General features: G+C 50.4%; 25 protein-coding genes. 1 reads left to right on the forward strand and 24 read right to left on the reverse strand.

The annotated features are described in order from the left end of the window. Positions 1-291: 291 nt before the first annotated feature. The 3 genes from ppdK to ACFQNG_RS05530 are packed head-to-tail and all read right to left on the reverse strand — an operon-like array spanning position 292 to position 4435. Positions 292-2958: a pyruvate, phosphate dikinase gene (gene ppdK, locus ACFQNG_RS05520; RefSeq protein WP_379863884.1), complete on the reverse strand. Its 2667-nt coding sequence runs from the start codon at positions 2956-2958 to the stop codon at positions 292-294. Beyond that, entirely contained in the window at positions 2955-3776 is an 822-nt protein-coding gene (locus ACFQNG_RS05525; RefSeq protein ID WP_379863885.1) for a pyruvate, water dikinase regulatory protein, read from the reverse strand. The genes ppdK and ACFQNG_RS05525 overlap by 4 nt, the downstream gene beginning before the upstream one ends. Before the next feature lie 29 nt (positions 3777-3805). After that, entirely contained in the window at positions 3806-4435 is a 630-nt protein-coding gene (locus ACFQNG_RS05530; protein WP_379863970.1) for a helix-turn-helix transcriptional regulator, read from the reverse strand. 174 nt (positions 4436-4609) lie between these two features. Between ACFQNG_RS05530 and ACFQNG_RS05535 the strand changes: the two genes are divergently transcribed. Beyond that, positions 4610-5524 carry a hypothetical protein gene (locus tag ACFQNG_RS05535; RefSeq protein ID WP_379863886.1) on the forward strand — a complete coding sequence of 305 codons (915 nt, stop codon included), beginning with the start codon at positions 4610-4612 and terminating at the stop codon, positions 5522-5524. 80 nt (positions 5525-5604) lie between these two features. Here ACFQNG_RS05535 and ACFQNG_RS05540 read toward each other — a convergent pair whose 3' ends face one another. From ACFQNG_RS05540 to rpsU, 21 genes are all read right to left on the reverse strand, one after another. Continuing rightward, entirely contained in the window at positions 5605-6336 is a 732-nt protein-coding gene (locus ACFQNG_RS05540; RefSeq protein ID WP_379863887.1) for an Imm26 family immunity protein, read from the reverse strand. 135 nt (positions 6337-6471) lie between these two features. Then, positions 6472-6804: a GNAT family N-acetyltransferase gene (locus tag ACFQNG_RS05545; protein WP_379863888.1), complete on the reverse strand. Its 333-nt coding sequence runs from the start codon at positions 6802-6804 to the stop codon at positions 6472-6474. Further along, positions 6773-7015: a hypothetical protein gene (locus ACFQNG_RS05550; protein WP_379863889.1), complete on the reverse strand. Its 243-nt coding sequence runs from the start codon at positions 7013-7015 to the stop codon at positions 6773-6775. The genes ACFQNG_RS05545 and ACFQNG_RS05550 overlap by 32 nt, the downstream gene beginning before the upstream one ends. Positions 7016-7162: 147 nt before the next feature. Continuing rightward, positions 7163-9247 carry a glycine--tRNA ligase subunit beta gene (glyS, locus tag ACFQNG_RS05555; protein WP_379863890.1) on the reverse strand — a complete coding sequence of 695 codons (2085 nt, stop codon included), beginning with the start codon at positions 9245-9247 and terminating at the stop codon, positions 7163-7165. Next, entirely contained in the window at positions 9244-10131 is an 888-nt protein-coding gene (gene glyQ / locus ACFQNG_RS05560) for a glycine--tRNA ligase subunit alpha (RefSeq protein ID WP_379863891.1), read from the reverse strand. Before glyQ ends, glyS begins: the two co-directional genes overlap by 4 nt. A gap of 345 nt (positions 10132-10476) precedes the next feature. Continuing rightward, complete coding sequence (gene recO / locus ACFQNG_RS05565; protein WP_379863892.1) at positions 10477-11229, reverse strand: DNA repair protein RecO; 753 nt, start codon at positions 11227-11229, stop codon at positions 10477-10479. Positions 11230-11246: 17 nt separating this feature from the next. Next, positions 11247-11378, reverse strand: a complete 132-nt coding sequence (locus tag ACFQNG_RS05570) for a YqzL family protein (protein WP_379863893.1) — start codon at positions 11376-11378, stop codon at positions 11247-11249. Positions 11379-11465: 87 nt separating this feature from the next. Next, entirely contained in the window at positions 11466-12374 is a 909-nt protein-coding gene (era, locus tag ACFQNG_RS05575; protein WP_379863894.1) for a GTPase Era, read from the reverse strand. After that, a complete protein-coding gene (locus tag ACFQNG_RS05580) occupies positions 12358-12780 on the reverse strand; it encodes a cytidine deaminase (protein ID WP_379863895.1) in 423 nt (140 codons plus the stop codon). Before ACFQNG_RS05580 ends, era begins: the two co-directional genes overlap by 17 nt. Positions 12781-12831: 51 nt before the next feature. Further along, positions 12832-13524, reverse strand: coding sequence for a diacylglycerol kinase (locus ACFQNG_RS05585; protein ID WP_379863896.1), 693 nt, complete (start codon positions 13522-13524; stop codon positions 12832-12834). An 11-nt stretch (positions 13525-13535) separates the two neighbouring features. Then, on the reverse strand, positions 13536-14006 hold the full coding sequence (ybeY, locus tag ACFQNG_RS05590; RefSeq protein ID WP_379863897.1) for an rRNA maturation RNase YbeY: 471 nt from the start codon (positions 14004-14006) through the stop codon (positions 13536-13538). Next, the gene (locus ACFQNG_RS05595; protein ID WP_379863898.1) at positions 14003-16159 is read right to left on the reverse strand and encodes an HD family phosphohydrolase; all 2157 of its coding nucleotides are present in this window, start codon (positions 16157-16159) and stop codon (positions 14003-14005) included. The genes ybeY and ACFQNG_RS05595 overlap by 4 nt, the downstream gene beginning before the upstream one ends. 22 nt (positions 16160-16181) lie before the next feature. Further along, positions 16182-17150 carry a PhoH family protein gene (locus tag ACFQNG_RS05600; protein ID WP_379863899.1) on the reverse strand — a complete coding sequence of 323 codons (969 nt, stop codon included), beginning with the start codon at positions 17148-17150 and terminating at the stop codon, positions 16182-16184. Positions 17151-17154: 4 nt separating this feature from the next. Further along, positions 17155-18348 carry a sporulation protein YqfD gene (yqfD, locus tag ACFQNG_RS05605; protein WP_379863900.1) on the reverse strand — a complete coding sequence of 398 codons (1194 nt, stop codon included), beginning with the start codon at positions 18346-18348 and terminating at the stop codon, positions 17155-17157. 13 nt (positions 18349-18361) lie between these two features. After that, positions 18362-18640: a sporulation protein YqfC gene (yqfC, locus tag ACFQNG_RS05610; RefSeq protein WP_379863901.1), complete on the reverse strand. Its 279-nt coding sequence runs from the start codon at positions 18638-18640 to the stop codon at positions 18362-18364. A 131-nt stretch (positions 18641-18771) separates the two neighbouring features. Further along, a complete protein-coding gene (locus ACFQNG_RS05615) occupies positions 18772-18957 on the reverse strand; it encodes a small, acid-soluble spore protein, alpha/beta type (protein WP_379863902.1) in 186 nt (61 codons plus the stop codon). Positions 18958-19035: 78 nt separating this feature from the next. After that, complete coding sequence (locus tag ACFQNG_RS05620; protein WP_379863903.1) at positions 19036-19218, reverse strand: hypothetical protein; 183 nt, start codon at positions 19216-19218, stop codon at positions 19036-19038. Then, positions 19215-20201, reverse strand: a complete 987-nt coding sequence (gene floA, locus ACFQNG_RS05625) for a flotillin-like protein FloA (RefSeq protein WP_379863904.1) — start codon at positions 20199-20201, stop codon at positions 19215-19217. Before floA ends, ACFQNG_RS05620 begins: the two co-directional genes overlap by 4 nt. Positions 20202-20271: 70 nt before the next feature. Further along, positions 20272-20913: an NfeD family protein gene (locus ACFQNG_RS05630; protein WP_379863905.1), complete on the reverse strand. Its 642-nt coding sequence runs from the start codon at positions 20911-20913 to the stop codon at positions 20272-20274. Between the two features lie 56 nt (positions 20914-20969). Beyond that, positions 20970-21416 carry a GatB/YqeY domain-containing protein gene (locus ACFQNG_RS05635; RefSeq protein WP_379863906.1) on the reverse strand — a complete coding sequence of 149 codons (447 nt, stop codon included), beginning with the start codon at positions 21414-21416 and terminating at the stop codon, positions 20970-20972. Positions 21417-21431: 15 nt separating this feature from the next. After that, a complete protein-coding gene (gene rpsU, locus ACFQNG_RS05640; protein ID WP_379863907.1) occupies positions 21432-21608 on the reverse strand; it encodes a 30S ribosomal protein S21 in 177 nt (58 codons plus the stop codon). Positions 21609-21726: the final 118 nt, after the last annotated feature.

Raw genomic sequence — 21726 nt, forward strand, 5'->3', positions numbered from 1 at the left:
CACTATGGCCCAGGAGTCGATTTTTGAGTCCGCGTTCATTGGCCGCTGAGAAGTAGCTCCGTCGCCGAACTCCGGCGCGGGCCTACCTTCGTGAGCTTGAGGGCCTGTCCTCGTGAGTTTGAGGGCAAAGTCACTGCCGTTCTCAGGGTTGCCCGCTTTCCTCCTTCGTTCTTAACGAAGCTTGATCAACTGCTCCCAGTAACGAAGCTTTCACCCACAGGTACAGGCAAAAATCTTCCTCCTCTAGGCTTTGTCATGATCCTGTGGTGGGCTGTCTCGCATCCCTTTATCTTATCTTGATATCCGCTGCTTTCTGCGTTCCTTTACCTCCGCTTGTGCGGCCGCCAATCGGGCCAATGGAACACGGTAAGGAGAACAGCTCACATAATCGAGTCCCACTTCATGGCAGAATTGAATCGATTGTTTTTCGCCGCCGTGTTCGCCGCAAATCCCCAATTTTAATTGTGGATTGGTTTGTCTGCCCTGTTGGGAAGCCCAGCGAACCAATTTGCCCACCCCGTTCCGATCCAATACCATAAATGGGTTTTCAGGCAAAATCTTCTCATCCACATACGTATGCAGGAATTTGCCTTCCGCATCGTCACGGCTGTAGCCAAAGGTCATCTGGGTCAAATCATTTGTTCCGAAGGAGAAAAAGTCAGCTTCTGCAGCGATTTCGTCCGCCGTTAACGCAGCGCGCGGCACCTCAATCATCGTTCCCACCCGGAACGTGACCGGTGAGCCATTCCGTTCGGTCCGCTTCATCGCCGCCCCTTCAATAATCTGGCGCATCCGCTTCAACTCGTTGACATGCCCGACCAGCGGAATCATGATCTCCACTTGCACCGGGATGCCTTGAGACTGGCATTCTTCAGCCGCTTGCAAAATCGCTTCCACCTGCATCTCGGCGATTTCCGGATAAGTTAAGGCTAGACGACACCCGCGATGGCCCAGCATCGGGTTGGCTTCATTGAGCGCCCGCACTTTCTTGATCCATTGTTCTTGTTCCTTCCGCTTGTGCGGGTCGATGCTCCCTGCCATTTGTTGCTTTGTCGACTCTACCAACAGCTCCTCCAAATCCGGCACAAATTCATGCAGGGGTGGATCAAGCAGGCGGATCGTAACAGGCAAGCCTTCCATGGCGCGGAACAATCCCGCAAAATCCTCTTTCTGCATGGGCAACAGCTCCGCCAGTGCTTCTTTGCGTTCCGCAAGCGTCTCCGCCATGATCATCTTTTGCATCACCGGCAAACGGGCCGCATCCATGAACATATGCTCCGTCCGGCACAACCCAATGCCCTCCGCGCCAAATGACCGGGCTTTCTTGGCATCCTCCGGCGTATCGGCATTGGTCCGCACTTGCAGTCGCCGCATTTCATCCGCCCATGTGAGCAATTCTTCACACTCTGGCGACAGCACCGGCTCGATCATCGGCAGTTCGCCGATAAAAATCTGCCCCGTGCTTCCGTCGATGGAGATGCGATCTCCTTCATGCAAGACCCGCTCACCGGCACTCACCCTTTTCTGGCTGCCATCAATGCGCAACTCCTCACATCCGCAAATACAAGCTTTTCCCATGCCCCTGGCCACCACGGCAGCGTGACTTGTCATGCCGCCCCGGCTCGTCAAAATCCCTTTGGCGGCCAGGATGCCATGAATATCATCCGGTGTGGTCTCTGGTCTGACCAAGATCACCGCTTCTCCCGCTTTTGTCCATCGCTCCGCATCATCGGCCGTGAAAACGATGCGGCCCGTTGCCGCTCCCGGTGAAGCCGGCAATCCCTTAACCCAAGCTTTCCGGTCGCCCAACTCCGCAAATTGGCGGTGAAGCAACCGTTCAATCTGTTCCGGTTCGATGCGCAACAACGCTTCTTCTCGGTCAATCACGTTTTCCTTGACCAAATCAACGGCGATTTTCACTGCGGCCTGGGCGGTACGTTTCCCGTTTCTCGTCTGGAGAATGTAGAGTCTCCCTTGTTCAACCGTAAACTCGATATCCTGCATATCCTGATAATGCTGTTCCAATTTATGTGCGATGGAGGTCAGCTCTTCGTAAACTTCCGGCATGCTGTGCGCCAGATCGTTGATCGGCCTTGGCGTGCGAATGCCGGCAACCACGTCTTCACCTTGGGCGTTCAACAGAAATTCGCCGTACAACTCTTTTTCTCCCGTCGCGGGATTTCGCGTAAACGCCACTCCCGTCCCCGAGTCATTGCCGCGATTGCCGAACACCATCGATTGCACATTGACCGCTGTCCCCAAATCATCCGGAATATGGTGAATCTTGCGGTAAATGCGAGCCCTCGCATTATTCCAAGATTGGAAAACCGCTTCCACTGCTTGCCGGAGCTGTTCAAACGGATCTTGCGGAAACGGCTGATCCGTCTTGTCGAGAATGAACGCTTGATATTCCTCAATGATCGCATGAAGATGCTTGGCTGACAACTCCGTATCCAGACGCAAGCCCGCAGCGTGTTTGTGCCGCTCCATGATCTGTTCAAAATGGTAATGATCCAACCCCAAAACCACATCGCCGAACATCTGGATCAAACGGCGGTAACAATCATAGGCAAAACGCGGATTTCCCGTCAGCTGGGCTAATCCTTTCACCGTTTCATCATTTAACCCCAGATTTAAAATGGTATCCATCATCCCCGGCATCGAATGCACCGCGCCAGACCGAACAGACAGCAATAGGGGGGCGTTCGGATTTCCTAATTCTTTCCCTGTCAGCGTTTGCAATTCCATTAAGGCGTCACGAAGTTCAAGCGTGACCTGTTCCGGCAAGCGCTCGCCCTCGGCGAAAAAGGCCCGGCACGCTTCCGTCGTGATGGTGAATCCGGGTGGCACGGGGAGCCCCACCCGAGTCATCTCTGCGAGATTGGCTCCCTTTCCTCCCAGCAGCTCTTTCCACTCCGCCTTACCTTCCCCAAATGAATAAATGGTTTTGATGGTCATGCAGGAGAGCCTCCTTTTTTTAACATATCGAGAATCATGTTGGCTGTCTCTTCTACCGCTTTGTTCGAAACATCAATCATCGGGCATCCCAGACGACGAATCACTTGATCGGCATACTCCAGCTCATAGATGATGCGCTCCATGCTCGCATAGTTGGCACCTGTCGCCAAACCCAATGATTTTAAGCGCTCTTGGCGAATATGATTCAGTTGTTGCGGATCAATCGTCAAGCCGATACAGCGACTCGTGGGAATCTGGAACAATTCTTCCGGCGGTTCCACTTCGGGCACAAGGGGAACATTGGCCACTTTTAACCGTTTGTGTGCCAGGTACATGGACAGCGGGGTTTTGGAAGTGCGCGATACCCCGATCAACACCACATCGGCTCCCAACACGCCGCGTGGATCTTTGCCGTCATCATACTTCACCGCAAATTCGATCGCTTCCACTTTGCGGAAATAATCCTCGTCCAGTTTGTGAATGAGGCCGGGTTCCTGGCGCGGTTGCATCTGGTACAAACTTGACAAGCCCCGTATCATCGGCCCCATGATATCCACATAAGGCACATCTTTTCGTTCCGCTTCTTCAATCAATAGCTGTTGCAACTCTGGTAATACTAAAGTAAAAGCGATTAGGGCATTTTCTTCTTTGGCGGCTTGCACCGTTTCTTTAATGGTTTCTTTATCCGTTACGTAAGGCACGCGGCGAATATCCAAAGACGCCCCGTTGAATTGAATGGACGCCGCTCGTACGACAAACTCCGCCGTTTCACCTACGGAATCAGAGACCACATAAACGACAGCTTGATGTTCAATCATGGAAATGGGGTTCCCCTCCTTCACTCGAGTTACGGTTGTCCAAGTTCGACAAATGCTTTGACTAAGGTTGTTTTACTAATCCGTCCAACAACTTCCATTTCTTGTGGGCGATCATCATATGGGCGCACAACGGGAAGCGAATCCACTTCATGTCTCATCATCTGTACAGCGGCATAATAAAGCGTATCATCAGGTGTGCAAGTGACGATGTTCGGCATGCGCGTCATGATCACGCCGACCGGCATCGAGCGCAGGTCTTGCTTTCCCATCGAAGCCTGCAACAAATCTTTGCGGGAAACGACTCCGACTAATTGCCCTTCTTTTTTGGTCACAATCAGGGAACCCACATCTTCCAAGAACATCGTGCAAATGGCATCATAAATCGATGTCTCTTCCCGAACTACGATGGGCAGTGACTTATAATCGCGCACATAAAGGTTTCGTATGTGTTCACCCAACAGTTGATTCGTTGTTTTTCCCGAATAAAAATAACCTACGCGTGGCCGGGCGTCCAACAAGCCGGCCATGGTCAAGATGGCCAAGTCAGGCCTTAGCGTGGCCCGTGTCAGCTTCAGCTTTTCGGCTATTTGTTCGCCGGTGATCGGTCCTTCCGCTTTTACGATCTCTAGGATCTTTTCTTGGCGTTTGGTAAGTTCTATACGCTTACACCCCCTACTTATAGCCCATATCCCATTTTATTATGACATACTATTTTATGATTACCTAGATATAGTATATACTATATCCATCCCTTTTTACCACTGCAAATTTTCGCCACAATGCTGTACGCAATAACCACATGCTGATTTCAGCAATCACGGGGAGATGAAAACATGCTGTTTACCAATCCAATTGCCATACATTGTCCCGTTCATTTTCACGATCTGCACCATGTCGCCAGTATAGGCTGCAGCCAAATCGAATTGCAACTTCCTGGCGAGGCCTATTCCGCAGCCGAGCTGATGGAGATGTTGCAATCGACCGGGCTGACACCGATCGCCTTTCGCGCTCCCGCTTCTTTGGGTTTGGGTTCCTCTCACTTTCCACTGGAGCAATGGAAACACTGGCTCCGTCTCATTGGCCAACTGAACCTGGAAGCGCCGCGGTTGGTCTGCCATGCGGCTCCTGTTCCGCTGGGCATGATCTTTGAGTATATGGATGAACGGCCAATGGATTTTAATTCCATGCAAGATATGAAAAGTGAACTGGTTTCACGGATCGTCACGCAACTTCACCAATTGCACGAGCTGGGCAAGTCCGCCAACATCCAATTGCTCATTGAAAATGCGCCCATGGGCGGGGAAGCTTATTTTGAACCGGGTCATTCCATGCTTTATCCCGTTCTTCGGACACCGCGCCATCTTGTGCATTTGGCGGAGCAAGCACCCGTTCGAATCTGCTTTGATACGGCCTATGCCCGGATCGCTTCGAATGTGCTCACCTATATGCACCGTTCACGTAGCCTGTTCGCCGGTGCGACAGAGCAAGAGATATTGAATGCACCTAACGATTGGCTCCGGTTCCACGAAGAATGCAGAGCGGAGATCGGCATGGTGCGCCTCGGATATGCGATCAGTTGGGGCGATACATCCACCACCTGCCACATTCCTTTTCCCGAATCCGCTTATGGCGAATTGATCCACTTTGCCGAACTGGTGGATCCGGAAGTCCCCATCGTGCTGGCAGTCGGCGGGAAAGAGAAGTTGCAACAGACGTTAAACACGTTGCATCATCTCAAACGGTCATAATAGGTATGATCTTGAGACGAACCGAGGCCATGGCGAATGCACAATCCCCTTGACGGGCCTCGGTTTTTCCAATGCTCCACCTACTTATTCATTTTGAGAAAAACCTCGTACAGCCAAGTCTCCACCTGCTCGCGTGAGTGGATTCCATCCGGATTGCGCACGGCTTCCGCTTCTTCTCTGGACACGCCGTATTCCCTGGCCTCCGGCTCGTTGGCGATTCCCCGACTGATATAATACAATTTGCTGTTGCCGAAAAAGGTAATGTCATAACCGTAAAAATCGGGCAATTGGTAACCCGACTCGTCAAACGGAAGACTTCCGACCTTCTTCCAACTTCCATTCAAGATCGCCGCCGGCTCCGTACATAAGGTAAATAATCGGTTTTTCTCTTTTTTCTTAAACGTCGCCATGGCCATCGCTTTTTTGCTGAAAAGGTCGTAATATTCCAGATACCAAGGTTCATCCGGTTTCCTGCCGTGCACAATCATGCCGTAACCAGTCAATTTGCCGTCCAAAAGCGGGATGGCCACAATATCACCGGGCTGGATCTGATTGGACTTGGACTTGCTTGTTTTTTTCACCTTTAACTTGCATTCCGTCACTTGCATCCCCGCCAACTCATCGCTCACACGTTCCCCCGCCAAAGCGAATGCGGTATGGATGATGCCTTGCCATTCCTCCAGTGTCGGCTTGCGTCCGATCTTCTCGACACTGGAACGGGCGAGGTTAACCCACGTCTCACTTAACCGTTGACTCAGTTGTTGTTCATGCGGATGCGGTTTCTTTGGTGTTGTCTCTTTTTTTCTTGGCATGATGGGTATTGACACTCTCCCAGTTTAACATTTAAAAATAGCGTGCATTTCTTATTTTAATACATAGAATTATGATTACAACCGGCGTTGGGAAGCCCTTGTCGCTGATGGACGCGCCATGTTGAGTCCAATTTGTTATCGTTTGCCGATGTCACCTGCTTGCCGATATTCCGTTGCTGTCAAACCATAGCGGCCATACAAATGGGAGGCCTCCTTTAACACGCCTTCTTTCCTAAATCCCAACCGTTCCGGGATGGCCCTGCTTTTATAGTTCGCCGCCGCTACCCGAATCTCAATCCGATTGAGGCCATAGTGCTCAAATCCAATCCTTAGCATGGCGCGGCACACTTTCGTCATCGTCCCGTTTCCTTGGCGATCAGCGGAGAGCCAATAACCGATTTCCGCTCGTCGATTAGTCCAGTCCAGATTATGAAAGTCAATCATGCCCACGATTTTGTCTTTCAGCACAATCGCCCGAAAACCCTTTGTTTTCGGCATACTGCTGTAGCCAATTTTTAATGATGGGCGGATAGTCAGCAGGGGACTTCATGTCATCCACCCAGGGCAGCCACTGGCGCAAATAGTCGCGGTTTTGGTCCACTAGGGCAAATAATTCCTCTTTATCCGCTTGAGTAACCAATTTCAACGCGAGTTGATTATTTACCGGGAAATAAAACATCTGTCAATCCTTGTCTCCTTCCATCAAAAACGAGAGGTGCCCAAAAACTTTTTCAATTGAATAAGATTATACAACATTCACATTTAAAACCCTACAAGAAAACGCAAGCTTCTTTACTTGCTTGCGTTTTCCGTTGATGCGCTTGGTTCATGAAGGGAAGACCACTTGTTCAAACGCGGCAAAGGCGCTGGTCATTGTGGTGATATCCTTCAACAGGGCCAAGCGGTTTTTTCTGATCGTATCGTCTTCCACCATGACCATCACATGGTCAAAGAAATGATGAATTTGCGGCACCATGGTCATCAAGGCATGATAGAGAGCGGCCGGATCGTTGTTTTCTTCTGCCCGCTTCCACTCCGTTTTGGCTTGGGTAAGCGCTTGGTACAAGGCTTGTTCCGCGGGTTCGGTCAGCAAGTCCACCGACAGTGCGGTCCCGTCCGCTTTCGCCGCCAAGTTGGCCACCCGGGTAAACCCTTCCACTTCCAGCTTAAAGGCTTCCCGATCCAATTGGTCCATCAGCACTTGGGCTTTGCGGATGACAAATGCCGGATAAGCAATGTCCGCTTGCAGCACCGCTTCGATCACATCATAACGAATCCCCATCTCCTGCATGACCGCTTTGAGACGCAGGGCGAAAAACTGCTCCAAATCCCGTTCAACCTCCTGCCGCTCCACCTTGAGGAGACCGGCTTGCGCCAATTGATCCACCGCTGCGCTGATCAATTCGGAGAGGGAGAGGGATTGGAAGGCTTTGTTCAGCAAAATCTGCACAATGCCTGCCGCTCTTCTCCGCAAACCATAGGGATCTTGCGAACCAGTCGGCTGGATGCCAATCCCGAAGCTGGACGCTATCGCATCCATTTTGTCGGCCAAGCCGATCAATCCTCCAAGTTGATGTTGCGGCACCTCATCTCCAGCAAAACGCGGCAGGTAATGTTCATAAATCGCCTCAGCCACCTCCGCGTCTTCCCCCTGCGCCAACGCATAATGACGACCCATTATCCCTTCCAGCTCCGGGAATTCCCCAATCATCTGCGTGGCTAAGTCAAACTTGCAAATCGCCGCGGCACGGGCCAATTTCGCCTGTTCCGCCTGGGACAATCCGTTCCGTTCCGCCAGAGTCTGGGCAATCGCCCCAATCCGGTCGATGCGCGCGCCGACACTGCCGAGTTCCTCTTGATACACGATGTGCGAGAGCTTGGCATTGGCCTCCGCGATGGGCAGCTTCAGATCTTCGTCATAGAAGAAACGGGCATCGGCCAGACGCGCACGCAAGACTTTCTCGTTTCCTCTGGCCACCGTCGCCAACCCCCGCTCATTCCCATTGCGCACGGCGACGAAGAATGGCAACAGCTGGCCGGAGCGGTCTTCCACCGGGAAATACCGCTGATGTTCACGCATGGTGGTGATTAACACTTCGCGTGGCACGGCAAGGTATTCCTCCGCAAACGTACCGTAAAACGCGGTAGGGAATTCAACCAGGTTCGTCACTTCTTGCAGAAGCCCTTGATCAACTGGAATCACCCAGTTTTGTTGCTCTTCCAGTTGGCGCAGTTGGCTTAAGATAAGCTCTTGGCGCTTCTCCACATCAACGAGCACAAACTGTTCACGCAATGCGGACACATATTGCGCCGGTGCCGTGAGCGCAATCTCCCGCCCCAAAAAGCGATGTCCCCGGGTGACATTGCTCGCCTTTAACCCGGCCCATTCCACCGGCACCACTTCTTCGCCAAACAGGCAGACCAACCAGCGAACAGGACGGATAAAGCGCGTCCGATCATGCCAGCGCATCGTTTTGGGAAAGTGCAAGCTATTGATCACTTCCGGCAAACCCTTCAACAGCTGGGCCACCGTCGCCTCCCCAGGTTGATGCACCTGGGCGAAAACATACGTTTCGCCTTTTACTTCCTTTAACGTCAATTGGTCAACCGTCAACCCGTTTTTGCGGGCGAAGCCTTCAGCCGCTTTGCTCCAGTTTCCGTCGGACGTCTTGGCGATCCTAGCCGCTGGTCCTTTCACTTCCTCCTCCATATCGGCTTGCTTCTCTTCGACATCGTTTATTATCACAGCCAAGCGGCGTGGTGTCGCATAGGTTTTCACGGCGCCATGCGCGATGCGATTCTCGGACAGCCAAGCGGACAATTTGTCACCCAATTGCTTCACCGCATCATCTATTAAACGCGCCGGCACTTCTTCACAACCGATTTCAAATAATAAATCCCGTCTGCTCATGCGGTTTCCCCTCCTTTATCTTTCAATAGCGGGAAGCCCAATTTTTCGCGTTCTTCTATATAAGCGCGGGCGATCCGGCGTGAGAGGTTGCGCACCCGACCAATATACCCCGTGCGTTCGGTCACGCTGATGGCCCCCCGCGCATCCAACAGGTTAAAGGTGTGGGAGCATTTCAACGCATAATCATATGCAGGGAAAACCAAGTTTTCTTCCAAGGCCCGCTTCGCTTCACGCTCATACTCGTCGAACAATTGGAACAACCATTCTTTATTGGAGATTTCAAAGGTGTATTTCGAGTGCTCATATTCGGGTTGCAAAAAAACATCGCCATATTTCACGCCATCAACCCATTCAAGCTCATACACGTTCTCCTTGTCTTGAATGTAGAGCGCCAACCGTTCCAAGCCGTAGGTCAATTCAACCGACACCGGCTCCACATCCAAACTCCCCACCTGTTGGAAATAGGTGAACTGTGTCGCTTCCATTCCATCGACCCAAACTTCCCAGCCCAGACCGGCCGCTCCGAAAGTGGGATTTTCCCAGTTATCTTCAACAAAGCGGATATCATGCATGAGCGGATCTATCCCTAAGGCTTTTAAACTATCCAGATAAATTTCCTGGATATTCTCAGGCACCGGTTTTAAGATCACTTGAAACTGATGATGCTGGTACAAGCGGTTTGGATTTTCGCCATATCGGCCATCGGCCGGACGACGCGAAGGCTCCACATAGGCCGCTTTCCAAGGTTCTGGGCCAAGGGCGCGCAAAAACGTCATCGGATTCAGCGTCCCCGCCCCTTTTTCCGTATCATATGGCTGTACGAGGATACAGCCTTGGGCCGACCAAAATTCTTGCAACTGTTTGATCATCTGTTGCATATTCATGTTCACACCAACCCTCCACATAGCTTTGACCATCAAAAAACCTCTCGTCTCCATGACAAAGGTTCATCTTTGCCATAGGGACGAGAGGTTGATTCCCGCGGTTCCACCCTATTTGGCTGACCCATCCGCCAGCCCACTTTCCCACATCTCTGTGCACTCGGGAACTGCCCTTCACCAAACACCATCATCAGGCTCCCACTCTCCCTGACTCGCTTTTCATGGCTATTTTGGTTACTCCTTTTCCTTCATTGCGCACCTTTTTCGTATCATTGTTATTGAGCTTGCCCATCGCTGAAGCAATCGTTTTATGGCACAAAATATAACAAAATGATTGGCGATTGTCAATCATTTGTTCGCCCAAGTTTTCCGTATGCTGTCAAGTAAAGCATACGATTTGCATTCAAAGGGCAAGTACTCTTTCATAAAGGCGTGAATCAAGGTCTCCAGTTGCTGGTTGGTTTCCGCTTTTACCATGACTTCCCCCATTCGATCGAGGGAAAGGCGCTGAAGCAGAGGCAAAATCCGGCCACTGGCTTGCGATACGGGATAAGCTTTCACATCGAGATGAGCGCACGCATCACATAAAAAACCACCCTGTGTCACACTGAATCGAGCAGGGCGCGCCTGGGCGCGACAATGGGCGCAATGCTCCAAAACGGGTGTGCTTCCCGCCAACGTGAGCGCTCTCAATTCGATGACCCGTGTCAAGATTTCCGGATCCGTTCCTTCTTCCAACCGGGTCAGCGCCGCTTTCAGCAAACGGTAAAAAGCGGGATTGGGCTCTTTTTCTTCCAAACATTTGTCCAGCAATTCAAACCAATAGGCTCCATATGAAGTAAGCAATAGATCAGAACGGATTCTATGATGCGAATCTAAGAGATCCGCTTGGGATAAAGAAGCGATGCCGCCGCCCGCGAAACTGACAAAATGGGCGACGGTGAAAGGCTCGGTTACAGCGCTGAAACGGCTTTTCGTTTTTTTCGAGCCACGGGCCATCAGGGCCATTTTGCCTTGAAACTCGGTAAAAACCGTCAAAATCTGATGACTTTCCCCATAATCCCGAGCCTTGAGGACAATCCCTTCAAATTTGTTCAGCAAGCGAATCGCCCTTTCTCCTAACCGTGCTCCTCGTCATCCTCCTCAGGGCTTCCCATTGTCTCCGACGAAGTCCCTTCCAAATCTTTATACAACAGATAAGCATCAATGCTCCCTGTGTGCTGAAAAACATTCCAGACTAAAGTTCGCAACTAGCATCATCCTTTCGGCTGTGCGATCCTATTCACAAGCTTAGGATGAGCCAGAAGGGCGAGAAGTATTAGTTGGAAAAATTGGTATTACTCTTCTTCACGGTAACCGAAATGACGCAGCATCATTTCTTCATTTCTCCAATCCTTCTTCACTTTCACCCATAAATCAAGGAAAATTCGGGTTCCAAGCAATCGTTCCATCTCTTCCCTGGCCCGTTTTCCCACTTCTTTCAAGAGCGAACCTTTCTTCCCGATCAAAATCCCTTTCTGTGAAGGCCGTTCGGTATAAATCACGGCGCGGACGTCGACGATATCTTTCTCTTCGCGCTCGTTCATTTCTTCAATCACGACCGCCACCGAATGCGGGATTTCCTCCCGCGTCAACTCCAACACTTTCTCACGGATCAATTCCCCCACAATAAACCGCTCCGGATGATCCGTCACCTGATCGGCGGGATAATATTGGGGTCCCTCAGGCAATCGGTTCATGATCAGGTCAATCAGGGTAGCGGTATTGTTTCCTTGCAATGCCGAAATCGGCACCACTTCGTTAAACGGATATTCATTGCGGTAACGGTCTATCAGCGGCAACAGCTGATCGGGATGAACTTGGTCAATTTTATTGACAACCAGGAAGACAGGGGTTTGCACCTTCTTTAGATTCTCCATGATAAAGCGGTCACCAGGGCCATACCCTTCCGCCGCATCAATTAAAAACAGCACCAAATCCACTTCGTCCAGTGCATCTTGGGCTGTTTTCACTAGAAACTCCCCTAGTTTGGAGTGTGGCTTATGTATTCCCGGCGTGTCCAAAAAAATGATCTGCCCGTCATCGCTGGTATAGACTCCACGAATCTTATTGCGGGTCGTCTGTGGCTTGTCTGACATAATCGCGATTTTTTGTCCCACGATATGATTCATCAACGTGGACTTCCCCACATTGGGACGGCCAATCAACGCCACAAAGCCCGACCGGTATTTATTGTCCATTGCCATCCAAATCTCCCTTTCCAAATGCTCCAGGCAACAGTTCGCCTACGGTTGTGACCATGGTTTTCCCCCGCAAATTGGTGAGCCACACCTTCATTTCGGGGGGACATAACTCGGCCATCACTTGGCGGCAAGCCCCGCACGGAGAGACCGGCCCCGGCGTATCGGCGACAACGGCGATCCCTTCAAAATCTTGGTATCCTTCCGACATCGCCTTAAACAGCGCCGTTCGCTCCGCACAGTTAGCCAAACTGTAAGCAGCATTTTCAATATTGCATCCTTTGATGATCCGCCCATCTTTGGTCAACAGGGCCGCCCCAACGGGAAAGCGCGAGTATGGCACATAGGCCCGTTCTCTCGCTTCGATCGCAGCTTCGATTAACTTTTTCATTTCCATCTTCTCCTTGGACATGTCACTTACCAAAACGAAGGTTCTACTATTATAGGGAAAAACGAACAAGGATTACAAGAACTGCACGCCGATCCCCGCCACCGCGATTCCCAAGACCGCCCCCAACAGGATCGGCGTGCGATTCACCTGATCCCGCAGACGCACGCCCATCACCATCGCGAGGAGCAATAACGTCAACACCCCGATGTAGAGATTTCCCGTTACCGCGATGATCAAGGTCGCCACGCAACAGGCCAGGGACGTGATCATGCTGGGTTCCCACCTGGTTTGCTCCAGGCGGTGCAACCACCCTTTGAGAAACATCGTTAAAAAGAAGTCAAACACGATGATCACCGCTAGTCCAATATTAGCGGGGTATGAGGCCGTTTCCGATTTGAATGAGTGAAACAACGATTGCAAATAGGGATAAAACACGCTGAAACCCACGATCACGGCAAGTCCCGCCGTCAGCAGAACCGCACCCGCCGCAACATCTTTCGCCACTTTGGCGAGCGGGTGGAATTCCTCCGTCACCAAGTCCACCAACGCTTCAATGGCCGTATTGATCAATTCGGCGAACAGGACCAGGATAATGGTGACAAATAAGACAAGCACCTCCAGTTTGCTCATCGGAAGGTACATGGCAAGTAATAAGACGATTAAGGCCGCGACATAGTGAATCCGCATATTGCGCTGAGTGCCAATCGTATATTTTAACCCTTCCAGCGCAAAGATAAAGCTTTTAATCAGTTTCGTCACCCACACATGCTTGCCTCCTATCTATGGAGACCAACCAGGTTCAAAATCGCCTCCTGCTTCGCAAACATTTCTTCCTCTTCTTCTTTGGTCTCATGATCATATCCGAGTAAGTGCAAAAAGCCATGGACCGCCAAGAATCCCACTTCCCGCTCAATGGAGTGGCCATATTCCCGCGCTTGCTCCCGCGCTTTTGGCAGGGAGATCACGATATCGCCAAGCGGAACCCGCTCTTCTTCCTCTTCGATCACCCATTCCTCATCAGGCTCCCATAACGGAAATGACAACACATCCGTTGGCCGATCCACCTTGCGGTATTCTTTATTCATATGATGAATTTGCTCGTTATCCACAATGGTTACCGACACCTCAACAGGTGGCAACTCCTCCGCTTCCGCCGCTCGATTGATTACGGTCTCTACCCAGTTGATCGCTCGCTGTTCTTCCGGCGTTACTGTTATTTCCACATTCAGATCCAACTTACACTTCATCCTTGTTTAACTCCTTTGGCTGGCTCTTCCGGATATTCGATACGTGAATGGAAAATGCCTTGTAAAGTTTCGCAAATGGAGTTGGCAATCATCTCCAACTCTTTCAAGGTTAAATCACATTCGTTAAATTGTCCATCTTCTAAACGGTCGCGAATGATCTTATTGACCATGTTTTGAATGCGGGATGGCGTCGGCCGCGCCAACGAACGCACCGCCGCTTCCACGCAATCGCAAATCCCCACGATCGCCGCTTCTTTAAACTGCGCCTTTGGGCCCGGGTAGCGATAATCTTCCTCGCGCACCTGGTCTCCATCTTTCTTCTGTTGCAGGGCCTTATGGTAGAAATACCTGATCAAGGTCGTGCCATGATGCTGTGCCGCGATATCCTGTATCTGCTTCGGTATCTTATGTTGCTTCAATATCTCCACTCCATCCCGCGTATGGGAGATGATGATGGTTTTGGACAAGTTGGGCGAAATCTTGTCATGGGGATTCAGGCGGTGAAGTTGGTTTTCTATGAAAAACTGCGGCCGCTTCGTTTTCCCGACATCGTGGTAATAAGCGCCCACACGGGCCAACAGTCCATCTGCGCCAATCGCTTCGGCGGCGGCTTCAGACAGATTGCCCACGATGATCGAATGGTGATACGTTCCCGGCGTCTCAATCAGCAGTTTTCTGAGCAAGGGATGGTTGGGATTGCCGAGCTCTATCAAACGCATCGGTGACAAAATGCCAAAGGCCGTTTCAAAATAAGGCAAGAAGCCAATTGTCAGCACAGCCGAAAACAACCCGCTCAGCATGCCAAAAACAAGTGATTGGACCAAAACCATCCATGTCCCTTCCGAAGGCAACATGAAATGCAATGCGGCAATTGGAAACACGCTGGCCAAGGCCGCTACCATCCCCGCCTGCAAAATGCCACCGCGTTTGCGCACATCCGCCAAAGCAAACGCCGCGGCTGTGCCGCTGATCAAAGCGACTAACCCATAACGAAAATCAAACAGCAAATGATTTTCTCCATTGAAGAGCATGCTGGCGGCGACAGCCAAAATCATGGCACAGACGACGGCCAATTCAATGTTGAGGAGGAGGGTGATCAGCATGGTTCCCAATCCAACCGGGGCGATGTAGCCCAGCATATTCCATTCCAAATTTTGCCCTAAGGCGATAAACTTCATCCCTATCAAGGTTAATAAGAGCACGCTGAACAAAAGCAACAGATTGGCATTGTTATGATAGAGGTTGGGATGAAACCGGCGGATATAGAAAAATAAAGCCGTCAGGATCGTGATCACGAACAAGCCCAACCCCACTTGAGGCAAGAAGTTGCTATCCTTTCGCAGCAATCCCAATTCTTCCAATTTTCGGTATTGGTCTTCGGTGACCACCTCACCCAACGCCACAATGATCTGCCCTTTATTGATGGGAATCGGTTGGACGGCTTCCCGTGCCGCGTCACGCAATTGTTCCGTTTGTTGTTCATCATAAAACTCATTGGCGACGATGCTTTTTTTGGCGATTTCCCTGATGACGATCCGCGCTTTGGAGTCCAATGAATTTTCGATCATTGTGGCTAAAATCTTATCATCGACGGATTCGCGCTTCTCTTTCAATTCCGACTTGCGAACGCCTTTTTTCAAGATATCGTAAACGATTTCACGAGTCTTCAAGCGAATGTCCGTCAATGAATCGGGAGACAAAGCGGCAACAGTATGATAAAACGGCCCTTGAAAATCTTCCGAGATCGCTTCGTTTAGAACCAGTTTCACCTGTTTTTCTTTCTCATCAGCGGATAAGTCCCCATCCGACAAAACTTTGCGGATATCCGCAAAAAAACGGTCAATTTTATCTACTTGCTGATTGGTTACGCGGTCATCGGTGGTATAAACCCGATCCACTTTTTCCGCTGCTTGTTCTTTGGCTTCTTCGGTTGCCGCCCGGTCAATCTTCGTTACTGGCGAAACAATGGTTTCGGGGCTAACCATTCCCACTTGAATTTGCACTCGTTCAGGCAAGATATGTTTTATGAATAACAAATAGAACGCGATCCCTAAGATCGCGTATAACAACAATTGCATGCGTTTGCTTGTTTTCCATCTGTCAGTAAACCACATCAACGCTTCAGTGGATGACGGTTCCTTTTTCTCTTTCATTGTTGAACCGGCTCCTTATCATTTATTCCTGATTATCATCTTGTTCGTAAGCATCGATGATCTTTTGCACCAACGTGTGGCGCACGACATCTTCTTGCCCCAAATAGACAAACCGGATTTCGGGAACTTTGGCCAAGATCCGCTCAGCCTCTTTCAATCCGGATTTTTTTCCCTTGGGAAGGTCCACTTGGGTCACGTCACCCGTCACCACCATTTTGGAACCAAAGCCAAGACGGGTCAAGAACATCTTCATTTGCTCAGGCGTGGTATTTTGCGCTTCATCGAGAATGACGAAGGAGTCTTCCAGTGTCCTTCCCCGCATATACGCCAGTGGAGCAACCTCAATCAGGCCGCGTTCCATCATCTTGCTTACTTGCTCCGTGCCCAGCATGGTATATAGGCTATCATAAAGCGGACGGAGATACGGATCCACCTTTTCTTGCAGATCGCCAGGCAAAAAGCCCAGGTTTTCCCCCGCCTCCACCGCTGGACGGGTCAGGACGATCTTTTTCACCATATGTGATTTTAACGCAGATACCGCCATCACAACGGCCAAAAAGGTTTTACCTGTTCCGGCGGGTCCGACGCCAAATACGATATCCGACCTTTTGATCGCGGTAATATAATGGCGTTGCCCAAGCGACTTCACACGCACCGCTTTCCCTTTTTGCGTGACACCCACTTCTTCCTGGAACAGCTCCAACAAATCATCAACCATGCCTTGTTTCGCCAGGCGATGAGCGTAAATCACATCCCGGTCGGTCAAAACCATTCCTTTGCGGATAAGTTTCAACAACACGTTGAACAACGGTTCCAACACATCCGTTTCAACTTTTGGCCCTTGAATCACAATCTCTTCGCCACGGGAAAAAATCTTCGCGTTGGTATTGGCTTCAATCTGCTTCAAATGCGCATCATGCGGCCCAAACAAGTTAAGGGCTTCTGCGGTGTCCCGCACTCTGATTTTCACTGTGTTTTCATGATTTTGCAATGGCTCATTCTCCTTGCAGAATCGGTTGTTTTTTTACGATATCCTCAATCACATCAAAGTGTACTTTCAAATAAACTTTACCATTCTCCACGCGTGTGTGCAAAACTTTTTCCCCCAGAATCCGCCCTTCTCGTCCCAGTTTTTGAAGCATTTCATCCGTCGCGCGCATTCGGCCCAACTGGATCGCTTGCTTTTGATCCAATTTCTCTTCAACCCATTCCACTTCCATGAACTCTTCCTCCATATAACCCATCGGCAAAGCCCACATGCCCACATAAAGGGAGTAAACGCGTTCCATTTTCTCCTGTTTGCGGAAATTTACTTTCTTCCCCCAAGGATTCTTCAACACCAGTCCGAACAGATAGGGATGCTCTTGCTTCACCCTGGCACCCGTATACACTTTGCGTTTGCGCTCAAGCGGTATGACGACCTCTGACTCATACCATACCTCTCCCCACACTTTGCCCTTGGCTCCCACTATTTTTCCCGTTTCACTGTGATGTTGATTACCATAAATGCCGGATACCAGAATTTGCCCCTTTTTGACCACGTCATTCACTTCCACCAAGGGGTTTCCCCGCTCTACTTGCAAATCATATATGAGAGCGTTTTTGGTCGACACCAGGTGAACCGGGCCCGCCTCGGGCGCCTGTTCTTTCTCGCTCCCCACCGCCTTTTTCTCCACCACCGTAACGACAACGCGTGTCCCCTCCACACGCATGCCGACCCAGGAAGCTTGCGGCAACTGCATAAGCAATTGGTGTTGCACCCGTTCCCGGTCAGGCAGCCTTCCTTTCCACTGACCGGGATAAACGCCTTCCCGTTTTAAGAGAGCTTGTACATGTTGCGTCGAAATGCGTTCGGTCCCCTCAATTTGGATATTCCACACAAACGAACTGAGCACCAGCAGCATCGCGAAAAAAACGGGAATCCCGATAAAGAAAAATTTTCTGCGCTTCGCCCGTTTCCACAGAAAAGGCATGCCCTCTTTCCGAATAATGCGCAAACGGATTCCCGCTTGGCGACCCAAAGCATACAGGCGAAAAAAATGCGGAAGGGTAACAGAGAGACGGATCGTCTCACTATCTACCCAACAAATATTTTCCAATTGAATTTGTGCTTGCACGGCTTGGTTTATCCAATCAAGCAACCGTTTCCCCTTGCAGACCAGTTCCACTTTTCCGTAAATGGATCGCACGTGCGCTCGCCCCTTACTCCCTATAACTCAATGAATCAATTTGACCTTCAATCAAAATCATTTCAGGCACGATCGCTTTAATCTTTAGATTTTCCCCTTGAATGGACAATCGTCCCTGTTTTAGTTTCAATGTCAACTGTTGTGGATCAAAATGTTCCACATCGCGAAAATTCTCCACCAAGCATTGGGAGCCACCCAACATCTCCACCCGTGGGAGCTCTTCTGTCACATCCGCCGGCAAATCAAAAAAATCAGATGCCCATTTGCGCATATCGGTTTGCACCCTTTTCATCTTCTTGCTAACTCTTATGCATGGATCGCTTCATTTATGAATTGCGAGCGGGAAGACTGGCCAATTCATTGGCGATGTAGTTCACGAAAAGTAAAAGCGGCATAACCCATGTTATGCCGCCTTTCGATATATTAGGTTCTCATCTGTTGTTGTGCCTGAGCGACCAGCCGCTTCGTGATCTCTCCGCCGACAGATCCATTTCCGCGCGCCGTCGTGTCGGAACCCAAATTCACGCCAAACTCCGCCGCAATCTCTTCTTTGAATTGGTTGAGAACTTGGGCCGCACCGGGAACCAATAAACGATTGGACCGTGCCATCCCTTCCACCTCCTTCTTGTTGGTACGCTTAGTATGAAAAGAAGCAGGCCGAAGTAATAAGCATAATTGTTTCCAAGCTTACCGGAACCACCCATTCCGCTGAAACGGACGCAACGCGCGTGGCCTATCCAAGATTTCTTTGACCATAAACGCTTGCTTTAACGAATTGGCGCCGAATAGAAGCGTTTGGGGTACTGGGTTCGGTTTCACCGTCTGTACCCCTTTCATCCGTTCCAGTCCCTTCTGTTCCCCATTCGTCATGATGGATCATCCTGTGTCGGCTGATCTTGGCTGATGGAGCGGCGCATCTTTGTATCCGCTTCAATGTTTTGCAAAGTGTAATAATCCATGAAGCCCATCTTTCCTGAACGCAACGACTCTGCCAAAGCCATTGGCACTTGCGCTTCCGCCTCGATCACCTTGGCTTGCATCTCTTGCACCCGCGCTTTCATCTCCTGTTCCAATGCCACCGCCATCGCGCGGCGCTCTTCCGCTTTGGCCTGGGCAATCCGCTTATCCGCTTCCGCTTGATCAATCTGCAACTTCGCCCCAATATTTTGCCCGATGTCAACATCCGCAATGTCAATGGACAAGATCTCAAAGGCGGTTCCCGCATCCAAACCTTTGGATAAGACGGTATTGGAGATCATATCGGGATTTTCCAACACTTCTTTATGACTATTTGCCGAACCGTTCGTGGTAACAATCCCTTCACCAACACGCGCAATGATCGTCTCTTCCCCCGCACCCCCGACCAAACGGTCGATGTTGGCACGAACGGTTACCCGCGCTATCACTTTTACCTCGATCCCATCTTTACATACGGCCGAAACAATCGGCGTTTCAATCACCTTGGGATTTACGCTCATCTGTACCGCTTGCAGCACATCCCGTCCAGCCAGATCAATCGCGGCGGCCCGCTCAAACACCAAATCGATATTGGCCCGTTGCGCTGCGATTAAGGCATCAACGACGCGGTCCACATTTCCGCCTGCGAGATAGTGTGTTTCCAATTGCGACAAATCAACGGTTAAGCCAGCTTTGCGCGCTTTAATGAGCGGATTGACGATGCGTGCGGGCACGATCCGTCTCAACCGCATGGCAATCAATGTCGTCAACCCAACATAAACACCGGACGCCATCGCACTGATCCACAGCATGACAGGCACAAACGAAAAAAGGATGGATAATCCGATAATCACCAAAATAACAATAAAGGCAAATCCAATCGCGGTCGTTTCCATTTCATTCGCTCCTTTTACCTCTTTCAATCATCAATGGAACCTGACAACACATCTTATTCATACCCGTTTCTCACTCTTTTTCAACCTCTTTCCGCACAACGACACGCATGCCTTCCACCGCGATCACCTTCACTTTTACACCGTCGGGGATGACTTCCCCTTCACTCACGACATCTTCTTTTTGTTCACCAAACTGGGCAAAACCGGACGGACGCAGTGTCGTGAGGGTAACCCCCACTTGCCCCAACAGCTCGCGACGGTCTCTTGAGGAAACGTAACCCGCTTCATTTTTCTGTTCATCCCGTAAAACCAATTGATTCCAACGGACTTTCAAACCAAAGAACTTAAACAAGATCCAAATGACGACCAAAGCCAACAATAAACCCACAGCCACCACCCAGATGCTGGAGACGGTCATCACCAACGAAGCAAAGAGGGCGATCCCTCCCAATATCCCAATGATCCCCAATGTGGGAAGGACCATTTCCAATATTAGCAAAATCACGCCCAAGACAAATAACCCCGGTATTCCCCAACCCAAGGGTTCGGTCATAAAGGAAGCCCAGAAAAAGGCAAAGAACGAGATCCCACCGATGATCCCCGGCCATGCCAATCCAGGGGCCAACAACTCGACGGACAGGCCGATCAACCCGATGGCGAGCAAAATCGTCATTACGCCGGGATGGGTTAACAATTGAGCGATTTCTGTCATCTGTGCTCCTTGCTCCCTTCGCTTTTATAAAAAAACAGCGTGTTATTAACACGCTGCTAAGAACCTAAAGCCTCTGACACCAGACGGTTGACAAGTCGTCCATCCGCACGGCCTTTCACCTTAGGCATGATGGCACTCATCACTTTTCCCATTTCCGCTTTGGAAGAAGCCCCGACTTCTTGTACCACTTCGGCAACAATCGCCCGCACTTCTTCCTCAGTCAATTGCTCAGGTAAGTAAGATTGTAAGATAACCAATTCTTCTTTTTCTTTTTCGACCAAATCATCACGTCCGGCTTTCTCGTATTCCGCAATGGAATCCCGCCGTTGTTTCACTTCTTTCGTGATGACCTCAAGCACTTCGTCATCGGTAAGAGGACGCCGCTTATCAATCTCCACTTTTTTTACCGCAGCTTTGAGCATGCGAATGGTAGAGAGTTTGCTTTTGTTTTTATCCTTGAGAGCCAACTTCATATCTTGATCTAACTGTGCTAAAAGACTCAACGTGTTGACACCTCACTACTTGCTACGCTTTTTACGAGCGGCTTCGGCTTTCTTCTTACGACGCACGCTTGGCTTTTCATAGCGCTCGCGCTTTCTAACTTCAGCTAAAACGCCATCTTTCGCGCAAGAACGCTTAAAGCGACGCAACGCAGCGTCCAGCGATTCGTTTTTCCGCACTCGGGTTTCAACCATGCTATTCCCTCCCTCCACGGGTCCGCTAGGCCGCTTGGGCGGGCAGCCTAAGCTTAAGGAAAAAGACCCACACATTTCCACGCAGTTAGCGGCCTTATCCCCTCAGGAGGATCAGCAC

Origin of the sequence: Laceyella putida, assembly GCF_042665195.1 — a bacterium.
Classification (GTDB): Bacteria; Bacillota; Bacilli; order Thermoactinomycetales; family Thermoactinomycetaceae; genus Laceyella; species Laceyella putida.

Excerpts from the sequence above, each read along its gene's own strand:
- ppdK (WP_379863884.1), bottom strand. The coding sequence starts at position 2,958 with ATGACCATCAAAACCATTTATTCATTTGGGGAAGGTAAGGCGGAGTGG.
- ACFQNG_RS05525 (WP_379863885.1), bottom strand. The coding sequence starts at position 3,776 with ATGATTGAACATCAAGCTGTCGTTTATGTGGTCTCTGATTCCGTAGGT.
- ACFQNG_RS05535 (WP_379863886.1), top strand. The coding sequence starts at position 4,610 with ATGCTGTTTACCAATCCAATTGCCATACATTGTCCCGTTCATTTTCAC.
- ACFQNG_RS05540 (WP_379863887.1), bottom strand. The coding sequence starts at position 6,336 with ATGCCAAGAAAAAAAGAGACAACACCAAAGAAACCGCATCCGCATGAA.
- ACFQNG_RS05550 (WP_379863889.1), bottom strand. The coding sequence starts at position 7,015 with ATGTTTTATTTCCCGGTAAATAATCAACTCGCGTTGAAATTGGTTACT.
- glyS (WP_379863890.1), bottom strand. The coding sequence starts at position 9,247 with ATGAGCAGACGGGATTTATTATTTGAAATCGGTTGTGAAGAAGTGCCG.
- glyQ (WP_379863891.1), bottom strand. The coding sequence starts at position 10,131 with ATGAATATGCAACAGATGATCAAACAGTTGCAAGAATTTTGGTCGGCC.
- era (WP_379863894.1), bottom strand. The coding sequence starts at position 12,374 with ATGGCAATGGACAATAAATACCGGTCGGGCTTTGTGGCGTTGATTGGC.
- ACFQNG_RS05580 (WP_379863895.1), bottom strand. The coding sequence starts at position 12,780 with ATGTCCAAGGAGAAGATGGAAATGAAAAAGTTAATCGAAGCTGCGATC.
- ybeY (WP_379863897.1), bottom strand. The coding sequence starts at position 14,006 with ATGAAGTGTAAGTTGGATCTGAATGTGGAAATAACAGTAACGCCGGAA.
- ACFQNG_RS05595 (WP_379863898.1), bottom strand. The coding sequence starts at position 16,159 with ATGAAAGAGAAAAAGGAACCGTCATCCACTGAAGCGTTGATGTGGTTT.
- yqfC (WP_379863901.1), bottom strand. The coding sequence starts at position 18,640 with ATGAAAAGGGTGCAAACCGATATGCGCAAATGGGCATCTGATTTTTTT.
- ACFQNG_RS05615 (WP_379863902.1), bottom strand. The coding sequence starts at position 18,957 with ATGGCACGGTCCAATCGTTTATTGGTTCCCGGTGCGGCCCAAGTTCTC.
- ACFQNG_RS05620 (WP_379863903.1), bottom strand. The coding sequence starts at position 19,218 with ATGACGAATGGGGAACAGAAGGGACTGGAACGGATGAAAGGGGTACAG.
- floA (WP_379863904.1), bottom strand. The coding sequence starts at position 20,201 with ATGGAAACGACCGCGATTGGATTTGCCTTTATTGTTATTTTGGTGATT.
- ACFQNG_RS05630 (WP_379863905.1), bottom strand. The coding sequence starts at position 20,913 with ATGACAGAAATCGCTCAATTGTTAACCCATCCCGGCGTAATGACGATT.
- rpsU (WP_379863907.1), bottom strand. The coding sequence starts at position 21,608 with ATGGTTGAAACCCGAGTGCGGAAAAACGAATCGCTGGACGCTGCGTTG.